13 protein-coding genes are annotated in these 17,011 nt (G+C 71.7%); 11 read left to right on the forward strand and 2 right to left on the reverse strand.

The genetic code is table 11. The features are described 5' to 3' along the window. The first annotated feature begins 331 nt into the window (after positions 1 to 331). The 9 genes from AC5L36_RS19780 (at position 332) to tpiA (ending at position 11,356) form a co-directional block, all read left to right on the forward strand. Entirely contained in the window at positions 332 to 1,825 is a 1,494-nt protein-coding gene (locus AC5L36_RS19780) for a hypothetical protein (RefSeq protein WP_441218168.1), read from the forward strand. Between the two features lie 305 nt (positions 1,826 to 2,130). Further along, positions 2,131 to 2,610, forward strand: a complete 480-nt coding sequence (locus AC5L36_RS19785; protein ID WP_441218170.1) for a Rieske (2Fe-2S) protein — start codon at positions 2,131 to 2,133, stop codon at positions 2,608 to 2,610. A 60-nt stretch (positions 2,611 to 2,670) separates the two neighbouring features. Further along, positions 2,671 to 4,779 (forward strand): excinuclease ABC subunit UvrC, encoded by a 2,109-nt coding sequence (gene uvrC, locus AC5L36_RS19790; protein ID WP_441218172.1) that lies wholly within the window; start codon positions 2,671 to 2,673, stop codon positions 4,777 to 4,779. Between the two features lie 636 nt (positions 4,780 to 5,415). Continuing rightward, positions 5,416 to 6,306: an RNase adapter RapZ gene (gene rapZ, locus AC5L36_RS19795; RefSeq protein ID WP_441218174.1), complete on the forward strand. Its 891-nt coding sequence runs from the start codon at positions 5,416 to 5,418 to the stop codon at positions 6,304 to 6,306. Next, positions 6,303 to 7,244, forward strand: coding sequence for a gluconeogenesis factor YvcK family protein (locus tag AC5L36_RS19800; RefSeq protein ID WP_441218176.1), 942 nt, complete (start codon positions 6,303 to 6,305; stop codon positions 7,242 to 7,244). The genes rapZ and AC5L36_RS19800 overlap by 4 nt, the downstream gene beginning before the upstream one ends. 43 nt (positions 7,245 to 7,287) lie before the next feature. Beyond that, positions 7,288 to 8,268, forward strand: coding sequence for a DNA-binding protein WhiA (gene whiA / locus AC5L36_RS19805; protein WP_441218178.1), 981 nt, complete (start codon positions 7,288 to 7,290; stop codon positions 8,266 to 8,268). A 102-nt stretch (positions 8,269 to 8,370) separates the two neighbouring features. Further along, positions 8,371 to 9,375: a type I glyceraldehyde-3-phosphate dehydrogenase gene (gap, locus tag AC5L36_RS19810; protein ID WP_441218180.1), complete on the forward strand. Its 1,005-nt coding sequence runs from the start codon at positions 8,371 to 8,373 to the stop codon at positions 9,373 to 9,375. After that, positions 9,375 to 10,562, forward strand: a complete 1,188-nt coding sequence (locus AC5L36_RS19815; protein ID WP_441218182.1) for a phosphoglycerate kinase — start codon at positions 9,375 to 9,377, stop codon at positions 10,560 to 10,562. Before gap ends, AC5L36_RS19815 begins: the two co-directional genes overlap by 1 nt. After that, the gene (tpiA, locus tag AC5L36_RS19820; RefSeq protein ID WP_441218184.1) at positions 10,562 to 11,356 is read left to right on the forward strand and encodes a triose-phosphate isomerase; all 795 of its coding nucleotides are present in this window, start codon (positions 10,562 to 10,564) and stop codon (positions 11,354 to 11,356) included. The genes AC5L36_RS19815 and tpiA overlap by 1 nt, the downstream gene beginning before the upstream one ends. Positions 11,357 to 11,887: 531 nt before the next feature. Here tpiA and AC5L36_RS19825 read toward each other — a convergent pair. Continuing rightward, on the reverse strand, positions 11,888 to 14,929 hold the full coding sequence (locus AC5L36_RS19825) for a BTAD domain-containing putative transcriptional regulator (protein ID WP_441218186.1): 3,042 nt from the start codon (positions 14,927 to 14,929) through the stop codon (positions 11,888 to 11,890). A 332-nt stretch (positions 14,930 to 15,261) separates the two neighbouring features. Here AC5L36_RS19825 and secG point away from each other — a divergent pair, with 332 nt between their 5' ends. Continuing rightward, positions 15,262 to 15,516, forward strand: a complete 255-nt coding sequence (gene secG, locus AC5L36_RS19830) for a preprotein translocase subunit SecG (protein WP_441218188.1) — start codon at positions 15,262 to 15,264, stop codon at positions 15,514 to 15,516. 104 nt (positions 15,517 to 15,620) lie between these two features. Continuing rightward, positions 15,621 to 15,965: an RNA polymerase-binding protein RbpA gene (locus tag AC5L36_RS19835; RefSeq protein ID WP_441218190.1), complete on the forward strand. Its 345-nt coding sequence runs from the start codon at positions 15,621 to 15,623 to the stop codon at positions 15,963 to 15,965. A gap of 5 nt (positions 15,966 to 15,970) precedes the next feature. Here AC5L36_RS19835 and AC5L36_RS19840 read toward each other — a convergent pair whose 3' ends face one another. Next, positions 15,971 to 16,990: a helix-turn-helix transcriptional regulator gene (locus tag AC5L36_RS19840; RefSeq protein WP_441218192.1), complete on the reverse strand. Its 1,020-nt coding sequence runs from the start codon at positions 16,988 to 16,990 to the stop codon at positions 15,971 to 15,973. Positions 16,991 to 17,011 lie beyond the last annotated feature (21 nt).

Below are 17,011 nucleotides of genomic sequence, written 5' to 3' on the forward strand. Positions count from 1 at the left end.
CCGGCCAAGGCGACGGGGTCGGCGCGCGGGGCGAAGGCGACGAGCGCGGCCAAGGAGACCGCGAAGGCGGCACCGGCCAAGGCCGCGCGGCGGGCCCCGGCCAAGTCGCGCGGCTGAGCTTTCGGCACAGGGCGGTGGCTGCCACCTTTCAGGCCGCCGGAGTCGTCACGGCCGGAGTCGATGCGGTACAGGGCGGCGGCTGCGACCCTTCCGGTCGCCGGGGTCGTCACGGCCGGCGTCGATGCGGTCAGCGCCGTTGATGCGTATGGCATGATGCCAACCCTTGGGCCTGTCCAGGCCGCCTTCGAAGATCGGAGGGAGGGTGGGCACGGTGACCCTCACGGCCGCTGGCATCTCGCGGTCGGCCCGCCACCGGGCGCGCCGGCAAGGCAGCATCGCGACGAGACGCACGGTGCCGCGACCGGTCCGGGTCGCGCCGGCAGCCGAGCGTGTGGACGCGCCTCGACCGGGTGCCGTGGCACGGCTCATCGCGCAGGTGTTGCGCCCGGACACACCAAGCCAGTGGCTGGCCTTGGCGATCCTGTCCCCGCTGTTGGTGCCCTGGCTGATCGTCGTGCGGATGAAGCAGGACCTGGATCAGGTTCGAGCTGACATCCGGCGTGATCGAGAGCAGATGCGCCGGCGGGCTTACGGCCACTTGATGAGGCGCGGGAGAGACGCGCAGGTGGCGTGGCAGCAGTTCGTCTGGCTCAATGGCGTGACTCCCGCGGACCCGCTCCTCGCGTCACGCTTCCGCCGCCATTGTTTCCGGGCGCTGAGACTGGAGCGGGCGGACGAGCGCCACATGGCGATGATCAGCGTGCCGGGTGGCCTGCTGTTCATGGGGCTTCCGGTGGTCCTCCAGGCACCGATCCATATGGATCCGGCGAGCCACGTCCTGCTGTACCTTGCCGTGCTGGCGGGAGTGATGGCGACCTTCTACCTGTTCACCAGGCTGACCCGCTTCGCGTCGTGGGTGCGCGCGGGCGTAGTGATCGTGGCCGTCTTCGTCGGCGCCTCCCTTCTGCTCCGAACGCGGTGGCACGTGCGCTGGCCGACGTCGACGCCGGGACAACGGCTTCCGGGCGAGGACGCCGGTGCCGTCCTGTGGTGCGGCATCGTCGCCGCCACCGTGGCCGCGTTTCTGATCCTGATGGTTGCCCTACAGGCGCTGGTCGAATGGCCGCGAGAGGTGCGACTCATGCGGAGGGAGCCCGACGTCGTCGCTTTCCGGGCGGTGCGGCGCGTCATCGGCCTGCTCGCCCGGCCGGAGCGCACCTTCGCGGATTTGGTGACCCGCCGCCGGCTGGTTTGGGGACTGGAGCAGTTGGCCCGCACCATCGAGCGGGGCTACCCGCGGGCGATCGTCCCGGCGGCGGCCGCGGATCGCGACGCGCTCGCGGCGAAGTGTGCGCAGCTCGCCCGGACGATCCGCACCTACCAGGTGTCGTTGGCGTTCCCGGACGTCGAGACGCTGCCCGCCCTGCGCCGGATGACCTTGGCGACGACGTCCGCCATCTGCACCGGCCGGCTCGGCTCGCTCGCGCTGTCCCCGTCGCCTGTCGCGGGTGCCCGCCGGAGGCTGTGGTCGACGGTGGGCGCCGCCCTCCGGGTCTTGCTTGTCGCGGCGCTGCCTGTGCTCGCCGCCACCGTGCTGTTGCGCTTTGGGCTTCTCGGCGGAGACTCCACCAGCCGGACGATCGTGGTCGCCGCCACGCTGTGGGGCGTCGTGGTGCTCATGACCGCACTCGACCCGCTGTTCAACGACCGCGTCAGCACGATGAAGGACCTGTTGGGGATGCTCTCCACCAACAAGAAAGAGTAAATGGACCATTACACAAAGTGACGGCACGCATTTGATGTCGCGGTGATCCTCCACGGCCCGGAAGATCGGGTCGGAGGGGTATTGGCGGATCGACGAGCGTGGGTCTATTTGCGATCTTGTAGATCGGAAGTTGAGCTTTTGACGATCGGCAGAACCGGCCCTGAGCAGCGGTGATATACGCCTGCGCGGCGCCGCCGAGGGACGACAAGAGCGGGGTGGTGAACCATGGCGCCCGGAGGCTCGTGTGTACTGACGTGGCCGTGATCGCCCTGATCACGGTGGGCCGAAGACAGGAAGGGTGAGGCATGAGCGAGGAACAGGCGGTGACGCAGTCGGGGGTGACCACCCGCCGGGCACTGCTGGCGGGCGCGGGGGCCATCGGCACGACCGCGGTGCTGGTGGCCTGCGGCACGGACCCTGACGAGGACACCTCCACCTCGGGCGGCACCCAGTCGAACGGCGCTAGTGACCCCGCCGCGGGCTCCGGCGACAGCGGCGGCAGCGCGATCATCCAGACCAGCAAGGTGCCGGTCGGGGGCGGTGCCATCATCGCGTCGTCGAGCGTCGTGGTGACGCAGCCGACCGAGGGCGAGTTCAAGTGTTTCAGCTCGACGTGCACGCACCAGGGGTGCCCGGTGACGGCCGTCGAGGGCGGCACGATCAACTGCAACTGTCACGGCAGCAAGTTTTCGATCACCGATGGCTCGGTGAAGGGCGGCCCGGCGAGCAAGCCGCTGGCCGAAAAGCAGATCAAGGTCGACGGCGACAACATCACCCTCGCCTGACACCACGCCGCCGGCCCGCGCCTCGCGAGATTGACAGAGGCGCGGGCTAGGCTTTTTCGCGTGGCAGACCCCTCGACTTACCGTCCCGCGCCGGGCACTATTCCGGACGCCCCGGGGGTCTACCGTTTCCGCGACGCGAGTGGGCGGGTCATCTACGTCGGCAAGGCGAAGAGCCTGCGCAGCCGGCTGAATTCGTACTTCGGCGACCTGTGGCATCTGCACCAGCGCACCCAGCAGATGGTCACCACCGCGTCCGCGGTCGACTGGGTCACGGTCGGCAGCGAGGTCGAGGCCCTCCAGCTCGAATACTCGTGGATCAAGGAGTTCGACCCGCGGTTCAACGTGAAGTACCGCGACGACAAGTCCTACCCGTATCTGGCCGTCACGCTCGACGAGGAGTATCCGCGGCTTCAGGTGATGCGCGGCGCCAAGCGCAAGGGTGTGCGCTACTTCGGGCCGTATTCGCACGCGTGGGCGATCCGCGAGACGCTCGACCTTCTCCTGCGCGTGTTCCCGGCGCGCACGTGTTCTTCCGGGGTTTTCAAGCGGGCCGGCCAGATCGGCCGGCCCTGCCTGCTCGGCGACATCGGCAAGTGCTCGGCGCCCTGCGTCGGCCGGGTGACGGCCGACGAGCACCGGGCCATCGTCGAAGAGTTCTGCGACTTCATGGCCGGCCGCACCGAGACGATGGTCAAGCGGCTGGAGCGGGAGATGATGGCCGCCTCGGAGCGGCTGGAGTTCGAGCTCGCCGCCCGCCTGCGCGACGACGTCGTGGCGCTGCGGCGGGCGCTGGAAAAGCAGGCCGTCGTGTTCGGCGACGGCACCGACGCCGACGTGGTCGCCTTCGCCGAAGATCCGCTCGAGGCGGCGGTGCAGGTCTTCCACGTGCGCGGCGGGCGCATCCGCGGTCAGCGCGGCTGGGTCGTGGAAAAGGTCGAAGACCTGACCACCGGCGACCTCGTGCACCACTTTTGCAGCCAGGTCTACGGCGGTGAGCAGGGCGAGGGCGACGTCCCACGCGAGCTGCTCGTGCCCGCGCTCCCGCCCGACGCCGACGCGCTCGCCGACTGGCTGAGCCAGCACCGGGGGAGCCGGGTGCAGCTTCGGGTGCCGCAGCGCGGCGACAAGAAGGCGCTGCTGGAGACCGTCGCGCGCAACGCCGCCGAGGCGCTCACCCGCCACAAGCTGCGCCGCTCCGGCGACCTCACCACGCGCAGCAAGGCGCTCGAGGAGATCACCGAGGCGCTGGGGCTGCCCACCGCGCCGCTGCGCATCGAGTGTTACGACGTCTCGCAGATCCAGGGCACCGACGTGGTGGCCAGCATGGTGGTCTTCGAAGACGGCCTGCCCCGCAAGAGCGAATACCGGCGCTTCGCGGTGCGCGGCGCCACCGACGACCTGTCGGCGTTGTCAGAGGTGCTGCGGCGCCGGTTCGCCAGATATCTGGAGGCGCGCGCGTCGCTGGGCGAGCTCGACGCCGAGGAGGCCGAAGACCCCGAGCGCCCCGGCATCGACCCGACGACGGGTCGCCCGCGCAAGTTCGCCTATCCGCCCCAGCTGGTCGTCGTCGACGGCGGCCAGCCCCAGGTCGCCGCGGTGGCCGCGGTCCTGGCCGAGCTGGGCATCGACGACGTCGCGCTGTGCGGCCTGGCCAAGCGCCTGGAGGAGGTGTGGCTCCCGGGCGACGACTTCCCCGTGATCATGCCGCGCGCCTCCGAAGGCCTCTACATGCTCCAGCGCCTGCGCGACGAGGCCCACCGGTTCGCGATCGCCTTCCACCGCGAGCGCCGGTCAAAGCGGATGACCGTGTCCAGTTTGGACTCGATCCCGGGCCTGGGCGAGGTGCGGCGCAAGGCGTTGCTGCGGCACTTCGGCTCGATCAAGCGCCTAGGTGCGGCCAGCGTCGACGAGATCGCCGAGGTGCCAGGCATCGGCCGCCGCACCGCCGAGGCGATCGTCGCCACCCTGGGGGACGCGCCTCCCGCCACCGGCCCCTCCAGCAACGCCGATCCGACCGCCGCTTCGGCCGAGCACCCGGGGCTGGCCTCCACTCCCGCCGGCGAGGCGGGCCCGAGGTCCGCTTCGGCCGGCGAGGCAGGGCCGAGCTCCGCTGCCGATGCGGAGGCGGGGCCGGGCACCACCGCCGCCGGGAAATCTGTTTCACGATAGGGATTTGAGCTACCGCGATGTCCGTTGTGGTCCGGACCGCTGCTCCCGCGGCCTCACCCTTCGCGCTTCACGCCCAACCGCTGACAGGCGTGGCTGCCGCCCGCACGGAAGCAACGCGGCGTTACTGGTCGGGTCGGGAAGGTTGAGATCTAGGACACTTAGGGTCGAAATAGCGCCCTAACTCTCCAAGATCTCGACCCGAGGGCCGCTCGTCCGGTTGCGGCGACTACTCAGGGCGACGAAAGCCCAAGCCGTCGACCCCGGCGAGCGACATTGTGGACGAAACGCTAACCGTCGCGCAGTGTGAAGCCGGCGGGCGACGCCGCGCACGCCACTTGCCTGTGCCATCCGACGGCGATCGACCCGACCGCTTCTGGAGATGCCGACGTCCGGGCGATCTCCGACGGCCGCGACGATCAGCACCCGACGCTGGCGCTCCGGCGTTGGCGCCCTGGCTCTTGACGGGTCGACGAATTAAAGGGGTGGCCGTGACCAGCGGCGGATGGGTGAGGCCGCGGGAGCGACGGACAGTGACCACGACGGACGTCGCGGTAGCTCAAATCTCTGTCTCTAGGAACGAGGAAGCCCGGCCATGCCGGCGGGGCGCCCGCGACCCGGAGCGCCTAGGATTCTCTGGTGCACGACGACTCCAGCGCGCCGCCCGACGACGACACCGAGCTTGTGGTGGTGACCGGCGTCTCCGGCGGCGGGCGCAGCACCGTGGCCCGGGCGCTGGAAAACGTCGGCTTCTACGTGGTCGACAACCTGCCGCAGGCGCTCATGCTCGACATGGCCGAGTTGGCGCAGAAGGCGGGCGGTGCGGCCCAGCACACCGCGATGGTGCTCGACGTGCGCAGCCGCGCGTTCTCGACCGATCTGGTGGGGGCGATCAACGCGCTCAAGGAGCGAGGGTTCCACCCGCGGGTGGTGTTCGTCGACGCGGACGACGAGGTGTTGATCCGGCGGTTCGAGAGTGTGCGGCGTTCGCATCCGCTCCAAGGTGACGGGCGGCTGGCGGATGGCATCGCGGCCGAGCGCAAGCTGCTGGAGGAGGCGCGCGACCACGCCGACGTGATCATCGACACCAGCCACCTCAACGTCAACCAGCTGCGGCGGCGGGTGGAGGAGCTCTTCGGCGGTGAGGACGCGCGGCGGCTGCGGGTGACGGTGCTCTCGTTCGGCTTCAAGTACGGGCTGCCGCAGGATGCCGACTTCGTGCTGGACGCGCGTTTTCTCCCCAATCCGTACTGGGTGCCCGAGCTGCGCGAGCACAACGGGCAGGAGGAGGCGGTCAGCTCTTACGTGCTGGGCCAGCCGGGGGCGGGGGAGTTCGTCGCCACGTACGCCAGCCTGGTCGGGGCCACCGCGCCCGGGTTCGAGCGGGAGGGCAAGCGCTACCTCACCGTGGCGGTCGGCTGTACGGGCGGCAAGCACCGCAGTGTGGCTATAGCCGAAGAGCTGGCCGATCGGCTGCGGCAGGCGCGCATTTCGGCCCATGCCTCGCACAGGGACCTGGGGCGGGAATGAACGTCGTGGCATTCGGCGGCGGCCACGGGCTGGCCGCCTCGCTCCGCGCGTTGCGGCTGTGTCAGGCCGACCTCGACCTCGACATCACGGCCGTGGTGACCGTGGGTGACGACGGTGGTTCGAGTGGGCGGCTGCGAGACGAGCGGGGCGCGCTGCCGCCGGGCGACCTGCGGCAGGCGCTGGCCGCGCTGGCCGCGCCCGACTCGGTGGCGACGGCCGATCTCTTCCAGCACCGGTTTCGGCCGCCGGGGCCGCTGACCGGTCACACGGTGGGCAACCTTGTGCTGCTCGGGCTGATGGAGCTGCTCGGCGATCCGGTGGCGGCGCTCGACCACGCGGCCGCGATGGTGGGTGCGGCCGGGCGGGTGCTGCCGATGTCCTGCGAGCCGCTCGGGATCGAGGCCGAGGTGCAGGGTGCCGATCCGTCGGTGCCCGACGACGTGCTGACGGTCCGTGGCCAGCACGCGGTCGCGGTGACCCGGGGGCGGGTGCTGTCGGTGCGGTTGACGCCACCGCGGGCGGCGGCGTGCCCGGACGCGGTCGCGGCTGTCGCGGCGGCCGACTGGCTGATCTTCGGGCCGGGCAGCTGGTATACCAGCGTGATCCCGCACTTGCTCATGCCGGGCCTGGCCGCCGCGATCGTCGCCAGCCCCGCCCGCCGCCTGGTCACCCTCAACCTCGCGGAGGAGAAGGAGACCCTCGGGCTGTCGGTCGCCGGCCACCTGGCGGCCCTCCGCTGGTACCTGCCCGAGCTGAAAATCGACACGGTCATCGCCGACGAGAAGGCCGTAGGCGACCCCGAACCCGTGCGCCATGCGGCAGAATCGCTGGGTGCGCGGCTCACTCTCGCCCCCGTGGCGGTGTCTGACGGCAGCGCTCGACACGATCCGGCGGCGCTCGGCGCCGCACTGGTGCCTGTCTTGGGCGCCGGTCGTTAGTCACAACTGAAGCACTCGCAACTGTCCGGGAGATGACGACGAGATGGCTATGACGGCGGCGGTCAAGGACGAGCTCAGCCGGGTCGACGTGCCGAAGCCTTGCTGCCGCCGGTCGGAGATGGCCGCGCTGCTCCGGTTCGCCGGCGGGCTGCACATCGTCTCCGGCCGGGTCGTCGTGGAGGCCGAGCTGGACACCGGCGCGGTCGCCCGGCGGCTACGGCGCGAGGTCGCCGAAGTGTACGGGTATCCGAGCGAGATTCACGTCTTGGCCTCGGGTGGGCTGCGCAAGGGCAGCCACTACATCGTGCGAGTGGTCAAAGACGGCGAGGCGCTGGCCCGCCAGACCGGCCTGCTCGACGTGCGCGGCCGGCCGGTGCGCGGCCTCCCGCCGCACGTGGTCTCGGCCGGCATGTGCTGCGCGGTCTCCGCGTGGCGCGGGGCGTTCATGGCGCACGGCTCGCTGACCGAGCCGGGCCGCTCGTGCGCGCTGGAGATCACCAGCCCGGGGCCGGAGTCGGCGCTCGCGCTGGTCGGTGCCGCGCGGCGGATCGGCGTCAGCGCCAAGCAGCGCGAGGTCCGCGGGGTCGACCGGGTCGTGGTCAAGGACGGCGACGCGATCGCCGCGCTGCTCACCCGCATCGGTGCCCACTCCAGCGTGCTCGCGTGGGAGGAGCGCCGGGTGCGCCGCGAGGTCCGCGCCACGGCCAACCGGCTGGCCAACTTCGACGACGCCAACCTCAGGCGCAGCGCCCGCGCGGCCGTCGCGGCGGCGGCGCGGGTGACCCGCGCCCTGGAGATCCTCGCCGACGACGCACCTAACCACCTGACCTCCGCCGGCCAGCTCCGCTTGGAACACCGTCAAGCTTCGCTGGAGGAGCTGGGCGCGTTGGCCGACCCGCCGCTGACGAAGGACGCGATCGCGGGACGGATCCGCAGGCTCCTCGCATTGGCCGACAAGCGTGCCCGCGATTTGGGAATCCCCGACACTGAGGCGGCCGTCACACCCGAGATGTTGGTCGGATAAGGCGAGGCCCCGGCCCAAATCCACGGCGGCGACTCGGCTACTGTCAGAGGCGGCGACGAGGCCGAATCACAGCAAAATCCAAAGCGCACGAGGAGATGGACCGTGACCATCCGCGTTGGCATTAACGGCTTCGGCCGGATCGGCCGTAACTTCTTCCGGGCGGTGCTGGCGTCCGGCGCCGACATCGAGCTCGTCGGCGCCAACGACCTCACCGACAACGCGACGCTCGCCCACCTGCTGAAGTACGACAGCATCCTGGGCCGTCTGCCCTACGAGGTCAAGGCCACCGGTGACGAGATCACCGTCAACGGCAAGACGTTCAAGGCGCTCGCCGAGCGCGACCCGGCCAAGCTGCCCTGGGGCGACCTCGGCGCCGACGTCGTGCTCGAGTCGACCGGCTTCTTCACCGACGCGACGAAGGCCAAGGCCCACGTCGAGGCCGGCGCCAAGAAGGTCATCATCTCCGCCCCGGCGAAAAACGAGGACGTGACGCTCGTCATGGGCGTCAACCAGGACCAGTACGACCCGGCGCGGCACACGATCATCTCGAACGCCTCCTGCACCACCAACTGCCTCGCTCCGATGGCCAAGGTGCTGCACGACACGTTCACGATCGAGCGCGGCCTGATGACCACGATCCACGCGTACACGCAGGACCAGAACCTCCAGGACGGCCCGCACAAGGACCTGCGCCGCGCCCGCGCCGCCGCGCTCAACGTGGTGCCCACGTCCACCGGCGCCGCCAAGGCGATCAGCCTCGTGCTGCCCGACCTCAAGGGCAAGCTCGACGGATACGCGCTGCGCGTGCCGATCCCGACCGGCTCGGCCACCGACCTCACCGTGACGCTGTCCCGTGAGGTCACCGTCGAGGAGGTCAACGCCGCGGTCAAGGCCGCCGCCGACGGGCCGCTCAAGGGCATCCTCACCTACACCGAGGACGAGATCGTCTCCTCCGACATCGTCACCGACCCGGCCTCGTGCATCTTCGACGCCGGCCTCACCAAGGTGATCGGCGACCAGGTCAAGGTCGTCGGGTGGTACGACAACGAGTGGGGCTACTCCAACCGCCTCGTCGACCTCGTCAAGCTGGTGGGTTCCTCGCTCTGATGAAAACGCTGGACGACCTCCTCGCCGAGGGAGTCGAGGGTCGGCGCGTGCTCGTGCGCGCCGACCTCAACGTCCCTCTGGATGGCACGACGATCACTGACGACGGCCGCATCCGCGCGGTGCTGCCGACGCTCCGCGCGCTCAGCGAGGCGGGTGCCCGGGTCATCGTCGTGTCCCACCTGGGCCGCCCCAAGGGCGCGCCCGACCCCAAGTACACCCTCGAGCCGGTCGCCCGGCGCATGGGTGAGCTGCTCGACCGCCCGGTCGCGTTCGCGACCGACACGGTCGGCGAGTCGGCCAAGTCGGTGACCGCGAGCCTTGCCTCCGGCGAGATCGCGCTGCTGGAAAACCTCCGCTTCAACGCGGGCGAGACGAGCAAGGACGACGCTTCGCGGTCGGCCTTCGCGGACGAGCTGGCCGCGCTCGCCGAGGCGTTCGTCGACGACGCGTTCGGCGCCGTCCACCGCAAGCACGCCAGCGTCTACGACGTGGCCGCCCGCCTCCCGCACTTCGCGGGTGGGCTCGTGCTGCGCGAGCTCGAGGTGCTGGGCAGGCTCACCGGCCAGCCCGAGCGTCCCTATGTGGTGGTGCTCGGCGGTTCCAAGGTCTCCGACAAGCTCGCGGTGATCGAGGCGCTGCTGCCCAAGGTCGACAAGCTGCTGGTCGGCGGCGGCATGTGCTTCACGTTCCTCAAGGCGCAGGGCCACGAGGTCGGCAATTCGCTGCTCGAAGAGGACATGGTCGACACCTGCCGCGACCTCCTCGACCGCGCCGCCGGCCGGATCGTGCTCCCGGTCGACGTGGTGGCGGCGACGGCGTTCGCGGCCGACGCGGCGCACGACGTGGTCGACGCGAGCGCGATCCCGGCCGACCGGCTCGGCCTCGACATCGGCCCGGCCAGCGTCACGCTCTTCGCCGAGGCGCTCGCCGGGGCCCGGACCGTGTTCTGGAACGGCCCGATGGGCGTCTTCGAGCTCGCCCCGTTCGCGGCCGGCACCCGGGGCGTGGCCGAGGCGATCACCAAGGTCGACGGCTTCACCGTGGTCGGCGGCGGCGACTCGGCCGCGGCCGTGCGCACGCTCGGCCTCGACGAGGAGGCGTTCGGGCACATCTCGACCGGCGGGGGCGCCTCGCTGGAGTACCTGGAGGGCAAGACCCTCCCCGGCGTCGCCGCGTTGGAGCAGTGATGGCAGGCAAGCCCGCCCGCCGGCCGCTGATGGCCGGCAACTGGAAGATGAACCTCAACCACCTCGAGGCCAACCTGCTCGTGCAAAAGCTTGCCGCGAGCCTCAACGAGCAGCAGCTCAGCGATGTCGAGGTGGTGGTGCTCCCGCCGTACACCGACATCCGCACCGTGCAGACGCTCGTCGACGGCGACAAGCTCCTGCTGGGATACGGCGCGCAGGACCTCTCGCCGCACCCCAAGGGCGCCTACACCGGCGACATCTCCGGCGCGATGCTGGCCAAGCTCGGCTGCCAGTACGTGGTCGTGGGCCACTCGGAGCGCCGGCAGTACCACCACGAGGACGACGCGCTGGTCAACACGAAGGTCAAGGCCGCCCAGGCCAACGAGCTCGTGCCGATCGTGTGCATCGGCGAGGGCCTGGAGACCCGCGAGGCCGGCGAGCACGTGCCCTACGTGATCGAGCAGCTCGACGCCGGCCTCGACAAGCTCACCCCGGCCCAGGTGGAGAAGGTCGTGGTGGCGTACGAGCCGGTGTGGGCGATCGGCACCGGCAAGACCGCCACGCCCGAAGACGCGCAGGAGGTCTGCGGCGCCATCCGCCAGCGGATCGCCGAAAAGTTCGGCGCGTCCACGGCCGAGGTCGTGCGCGTGCTGTACGGCGGCTCGGTCAAGGCCAACAACGTCGCCAGCATCATGGCCCAGCCCGACGTCGACGGCGCCCTGGTGGGTGGGGCGAGCATCGACGCCGAGGAGTTCGTGCAGATCTGCCGCTTCCCGGAGCACGTGCAGCGCTGAGCTTCGCCTTCCGGTCCGTCCGCGTCGCGGGCGGACCGGAAACCTTTTCAGACACGTTTCCCGGGCCGCGTCAGCGGCGGACCGCCGCTCCCGCCGGAGACCGCGGCGGTCGGCGGCTCGCCAGGGCTCACCGAAACCCCCGACCTCCGCTGCCAGGCCCGCCGGCCAAGCCCAAACACCCCGGCAGCTGCTCGGCCTGGCAGATCTTGGTACGAAATGCCCCTCGACTTTCTGGCTTCATTTTTGGTGCGGTTAGTTGTGCCATCCCGACGGCCATCGACCCGTCCGCTTGGCGCATGCCAACGCCCGGGGCACCACCCCCCAGACGGCCGCAACGATCAGCACCCAACTCTGGGGCGCCCCGGGCGTCGGCATGCTCAGCTCTTGACGGGTTGATGGGTGTCGGGATGGCACTTCCCCATCCTGATGGTCGGAGGCTTGAAAGGGGTAAGCGCAACCAAAGAACCAGGGTGAGGCCGCGGGAGCAACGGAGAGCGACCACGACGGACGTCGCGGTAGCTCAAGAAAGAATCAGCCGACCAGGCCGGCCAGCTTGCCGCGGACCTCGTCGGCCTCGGGCTGATCCAGCTCCTCCAGCAGCACCAGGGCCTGTCGCCACGCGCGGCGGGCTCTTTCGCGTTGGCCGGCGGCGTGGTGTGCGTCGCCGAGGCGGGTGAGCGTGCCGGCCTCGTGCGGGCGGTCGCCCGCCGCCCGAAACATCTCCAGCGCGCGCTCGAAGCTCGCCACCGCCTCGCGCTGGTTGCCGAGGTGGTGGTGGGCGTAGCCGATGCTGTCGAGCGTGGCCGCCACGCCCGGCCGGTGGTCGAGCTCGCGCAGCAGCGGGAGCGCCTGCTCGCAGTACTCCAGCGCCTCCCGGTACTCGCCGTTCTGCGCGTGGTACCAGCCGACGTTGTTGAGCGCGTTCGCGATGCCGACCTGGTGGCCGCCGGCCCGGTACAGGTCGAGCGCCTTCGCGGCGTGGTAGAGCGCGTCGCGCTGGTGGCCCTGGGTGCCGCACATGAAGGCGAGGTTGCGGTGGGTGTTGGCCTCGCCGAGCCGGTCGCCGATCTCCTCGAACAGGTCGAGCGCCCGCCAGTAGTGCACGTGCGCGTCGATGAAGCGGCCCACCCGCGCGTACGCCCGGGCCAGCCCGCGGTGCGCGTCGGCCTCGTCGGGGCGGTTGCCGAGGCGGCGGGCGGCCTTGAGCGCGAGGTCTTGCACGCCGGCCCAGTCGTGCCAGTGGCCCTGCCGGTCGAGGTAGGTGGTGACCGCCCAGGCCAGCTGCCACGTGTGCGTGTCGTACCCGGCGGTGGCGGTGTGCTCGACGACCGCCAGCAGCGTGGCGTGCTCGGCGGCGAACCAGGCCAGCGCCTGCTGCTGGTCGCCGGCCACGTAGATCGTCACGCCGGGCAGCGCGGCGGTGCGGGTGATCTGGTCGCGGTGCGGGTTGAGGCGCGTGTCCGCCGCGTACGCGGTGTGCAGGTAGTGGTCGAACATCCGCTGGAGCGCCGCCTGCCGCTCCTCCGGCGGGTCGGTCTGCGCCGCGAGCTCTGCCGCGTAGGCGCGGAGCAGATCGTGGAACGCGTACCGGCCGGGCGTCTGCTCGGCCACCAGCCGGGCCCGGACCAGCTCGGCGAGGAGCGGCCGTACCTCCGCCGCCGGCGCACCGGCCAGGCTCGCCGCGGCGGGCATCGCCAGGTCGGTGGCCGGGTGCAGGCCGAGCAGGCGGAAGAGGCGGCCGGCCGGCTCGCTCAGCGCCCGGTAGGACCAGGAGAAGACCGCCCGCACGTCGGTGGCCGGGTCGGCGCCGGAGAACGCGTCGAGCCCGCCGCGCGCCTGCCGCAGCTCGTCGGCGAGCGCGGCGAGGGACAGGCCGGGCCGCGTCGCGGCGCGCGCGGCCACGATCACCAGGGCGAGCGGGAGGCCGGCGCAGGCCCGGACGATGGTGGCCAGCGCCTCCGGCTCGGCCGCCACCCGGTCCGCGCCGAGCCGGCGGGCGACCAGCTGCGCGGCGTCCGCGGGATCCAGCAGATCCAGGGGAACGGGGTGCGCGCCCTCGGCCGCGACGAGGCCGCCGAGCTGGTTGCGGCTTGTCACGATCACCAGGCAACCGGGGGAGCCAGGCAGCAGCGGGCGCACCTGGTCGGCGTCGCGCGCGTTGTCGAGCACCACGAGCATGCGGCGGCCGGCCAGGAGGCTGCGGTAGAGCGCGGCCTGTGCGTCGAGCCCCACCGGCATCCGCTGGGCGGGCACGTGCAGGGCGTCGAGGAAGCCGCGCACCGCCTCGTCCGGCGGCACCGGGCCGGCCGGGTCGAAGCCGCGCAGGTTGACGTAGAGCTGGCCGTCGGGGAAGCGGTCGGCGACCCGGTGCGCCCAGTGCACGGCGAGCGCGGTCTTGCCGACGCCCGCGGTGCCGTCGATCGCCGAGATCACCACGGCGGTGCCGTGGCCGGACCCTTCGCGCGGGAGGAGCGCGTCGAGCCGTTCCAGATGGGCGGCCCGCCCGGTGAAGCCCGGCACCGACGCCGGCAGCTGGCGCGGCCGCGGGTCGGCGCGGCGGACGACCTGCTCCTGCCGCAGGATGCGCAGGTGGGTGTCGCGCAGCTCGGCGGAGGGCTCGACGCCGAGCTCGTCGGCGAGGCGGTGGCTCACCTCGGCGAAGAGCGACAGCGCGGCCGCCCGCTCGCCGGAGCCGGCCAGCGCGACCATGAGCTTGGCGGCCAGGCCTTCGTGCAGCGGCTCGTCGGGCGCCAACTCCTGGAGCCGGGCCACCGCGGCGGCGTGCAGGCCCAGGTCGGCCGCCAGGTCCGCGTACGCCAGCGCGGCCCGCACCCGCCGCCGCCCCGCCGCCACGGCCGCCGGGTGGCTGCGCAGCCGGGGGCTCGCGCCGGCCAGCACCGGGCCGCGCCAGCAGCGCAGTGCGCGGTCGAGCAGGTCGACGGCCGTGCCGGTGTCGGGTGTGGCGGTGCCCCGCTCGACGAGGTCCTGGAACCGCGCCAGGTCGAGACTTTCGCCGTCGAGGTCGATCGCGTACCCGTCGCCGGCCAGCCTGATCACCCGGCCGGGGGAGCGGGGCTCGCGGTCGGGGTCGAGGCGCCCGCGCAGCCGCCCCACGTACGTCTGCACCATGCTCAGGCAGGTCTTCGGCGGCTGGTCGCCCCAGAGCACGTCGACGATCTCGTCGCGGCTCACCACCTGGCCCGGCTGGATCGCGAGCAGGGCGAGGAGGTCGCGCTGCGGCGCCGGGCCGAGGTCGACCGCCGCCGCGCCGGTGCGCACCGAGAGCGGGCCCAGCACCTGGACGCGTGGCCGCCGGTCGGTCTCCGGCGCCCGCCGGGGGTGGGGGATGGCGGCGAGCAGCCGGTCACGGTCGAACGAGGCGAGCCCGAGCGCCTCGGCCAGCCGGCGTAGCGAAGGAGCACGCGGGGTATCTACCCGCTCACGCTCGATGTCCCGTATCGTGCGTACGCTGACGGAGGCGCCGGTCGCCAGCTCCTGCTGGGAAAGGCCGGCGGCCAGACGGTATCGGCGCAGCAGCGAGCCCACCGTCGCCTTGGCGTTCTGGGGCGCCATATCCGACTTGTTCCTCGCATACATCCGGGGCGGTACCCGGGCCATCCTGCCTCTTTCTGCCGGCCACGGAAACCGGCTTTCCGGTCTTGATGAGTTTGCGCAGGTCAGCGCGGGTGCCGCCGGCAAACCAACCGGTCGTGATGCGTTGTGTCAGCGGCGGGCGGCGGTTCATATGGTCATCGTGGCCGGTCGGGCCGGTTCGCACCGGATATGGGGGCGGTACGGGCCGGCCCGCCCGGATCCGCTTCCGCTATCCTTGGTGGGCTCCTTGGTGTCCATCGTCGATGGGCTATCTTCGATGGGCTTCTGTGTCGAGAGGACTGACCGCCACCATGCCGATCGCGTTCGCATACACGTTGATCGTGTTGCTCGTAATCACCAGCTTCCTGCTGATGCTGCTGATCCTGCTGCACCGCGGCAAGGGCGGTGGGCTGTCGAGCATGTTCGGTGGCGGTGTGAGCACCAGCCTCGCCGGTTCGTCCGTGGCGGAGAAGAACCTCGACCGTTACACCATCTTGGTGGGCATCGTCTGGTTTGCCTGTATTGTCGGCCTAGGCCTTTGGCTCAAACTCGCGATGAACCCTTAGGGCCCTCAGCACCGTACGTAGTCATAGACTCTCCGCGGTCTGATTTATCCCCTGGTTCCCCGTCGCGACGTCGAACCCCCACTCGACGACAGGAGCGAAGAGCCGTGCCACATGGCAGCGCCATCCGCGGCACCCGTGTCGGATCGGGCCCTGTCCGGCCCACCGAGCGGTGCGACCCCGCCCCCCGCCGGCCCGTGACGTACTGGTGCGCGAAGGGCCACTCGATCGAAGTCCTGCTCGCGGCCGAGGTCGCCCCACCGGCCACGTGGGACTGCCCTCGATGCGGCCAGCCCGGCGGCCTCGACCAGCTCAACCCGCCCGGCCCGTCGCGCGCCGAGCCCTACAAGTCGCACCTGGCCTACGTGAAGGAGCGCCGCAGCGACGCCGACGGCGAGGCACTGCTCGCCGAGGCGCTGGCCGCTCTGCGCCGCCGGCGCGGCGAGTTCTGACCCGGTCAGCGGATCGGTCGCAGCGCCGCCACAAGCTCGGTCCGGCTCCGCACCCCGGTCTTCGCGAAGATCGCTTTGACGTGGTCACGGACGGTGTGCGGCGAGAGGTACAGGTCGGTCGCCACCTCGCGGGTCGACCGGCCGGCGAGGAGCAGCCGCACGACCTCGCGCTCGCGCGCGGACAGACCGTAGCCGTCCAGGGCCAGTGACGTCACCGCCTCCGGGCGGCTGTGCTCGATGGACAGGGCGACGCGGTCGGGCCCGGTGAGCCGCCAGCCGTGGATCGTGGCCCAGCCGCCGGCGCGGGTGGGTATCCGGACGGACGCGGGTGCCGGCCCGGGCGTGGCGCTGGCCGCCACCGCGTACACGGCCGCCGGCAGCTCGGCACCGGTGGCGTCGTGGTCGAGCAGGTCGCCCAGCAGCGCCTCCGTGCCCGCCGTGGCGGTCGTGACCCGATAGCGCTCGTCGAGGAAGAGCAGGCCCGGATGCGCCGGCGGCGTGGCAGGCGGCCGGGCGGCCCCCAGCAAGATCCGGCGTACGCCCCGGGCCAGGTGCCGGCCGAGCGTGGCGACAAACCGGCTCTCCGCGGGCGTGAACGGCGGTGACGCCGGCTCGCGCAGAAACACGAAACCGCCCCACGCCCGCGCCTGGTCGAGCAGCACGAGGCGCAGCTCGTGGCCGTACCCGCTGGGTCGCAGCACCTCCCGGAAGCGGGCACTGGACGCGCGGTCGGTCAGCACCGCCGCCGGGCGGCGCTCCCGCGCGAGGTCGGCGAAGAGGTTGGCGTCCCGATGCCGGTACTCCAGCTCGAAGAGCCGCCCGAGCAGCGCCGGCGGCACCGCCGTCTCGTGCACGCCGGCCGTCTTGACGAGTGTGGCCGGGTCGAGGGTGAAGCCGCACCAGCCCTCCACCGGCACCGCGCGGCCGATCGCCCGCGCCGCGTGGCGCAGCAGGCTACTCAGGTCCGGCGACGACTCGGCGGTCCGCAACACGCCGTCGCGGGCTCGGGCTTGGACCGTGTTCACGGCGGCCACGCTACCCCTCAA

It is taken from the genome of Phytohabitans sp. LZ39 (assembly GCF_059359075.1).

Bases quoted from the DNA above. Each gene is read 5' to 3' on its own strand.
- AC5L36_RS19785 (WP_441218170.1), top strand. From the start codon at position 2,131: ATGAGCGAGGAACAGGCGGTGACGCAGTCGGGGGTGACCACCCGCCGG.
- AC5L36_RS19800 (WP_441218176.1), top strand. From the start codon at position 6,303: ATGAACGTCGTGGCATTCGGCGGCGGCCACGGGCTGGCCGCCTCGCTC.
- whiA (WP_441218178.1), top strand. From the start codon at position 7,288: ATGGCTATGACGGCGGCGGTCAAGGACGAGCTCAGCCGGGTCGACGTG.
- AC5L36_RS19815 (WP_441218182.1), top strand. From the start codon at position 9,375: ATGAAAACGCTGGACGACCTCCTCGCCGAGGGAGTCGAGGGTCGGCGC.
- tpiA (WP_441218184.1), top strand. From the start codon at position 10,562: ATGGCAGGCAAGCCCGCCCGCCGGCCGCTGATGGCCGGCAACTGGAAG.
- AC5L36_RS19825 (WP_441218186.1), bottom strand. From the start codon at position 14,929: ATGGCGCCCCAGAACGCCAAGGCGACGGTGGGCTCGCTGCTGCGCCGA.
- secG (WP_441218188.1), top strand. From the start codon at position 15,262: ATGCCGATCGCGTTCGCATACACGTTGATCGTGTTGCTCGTAATCACC.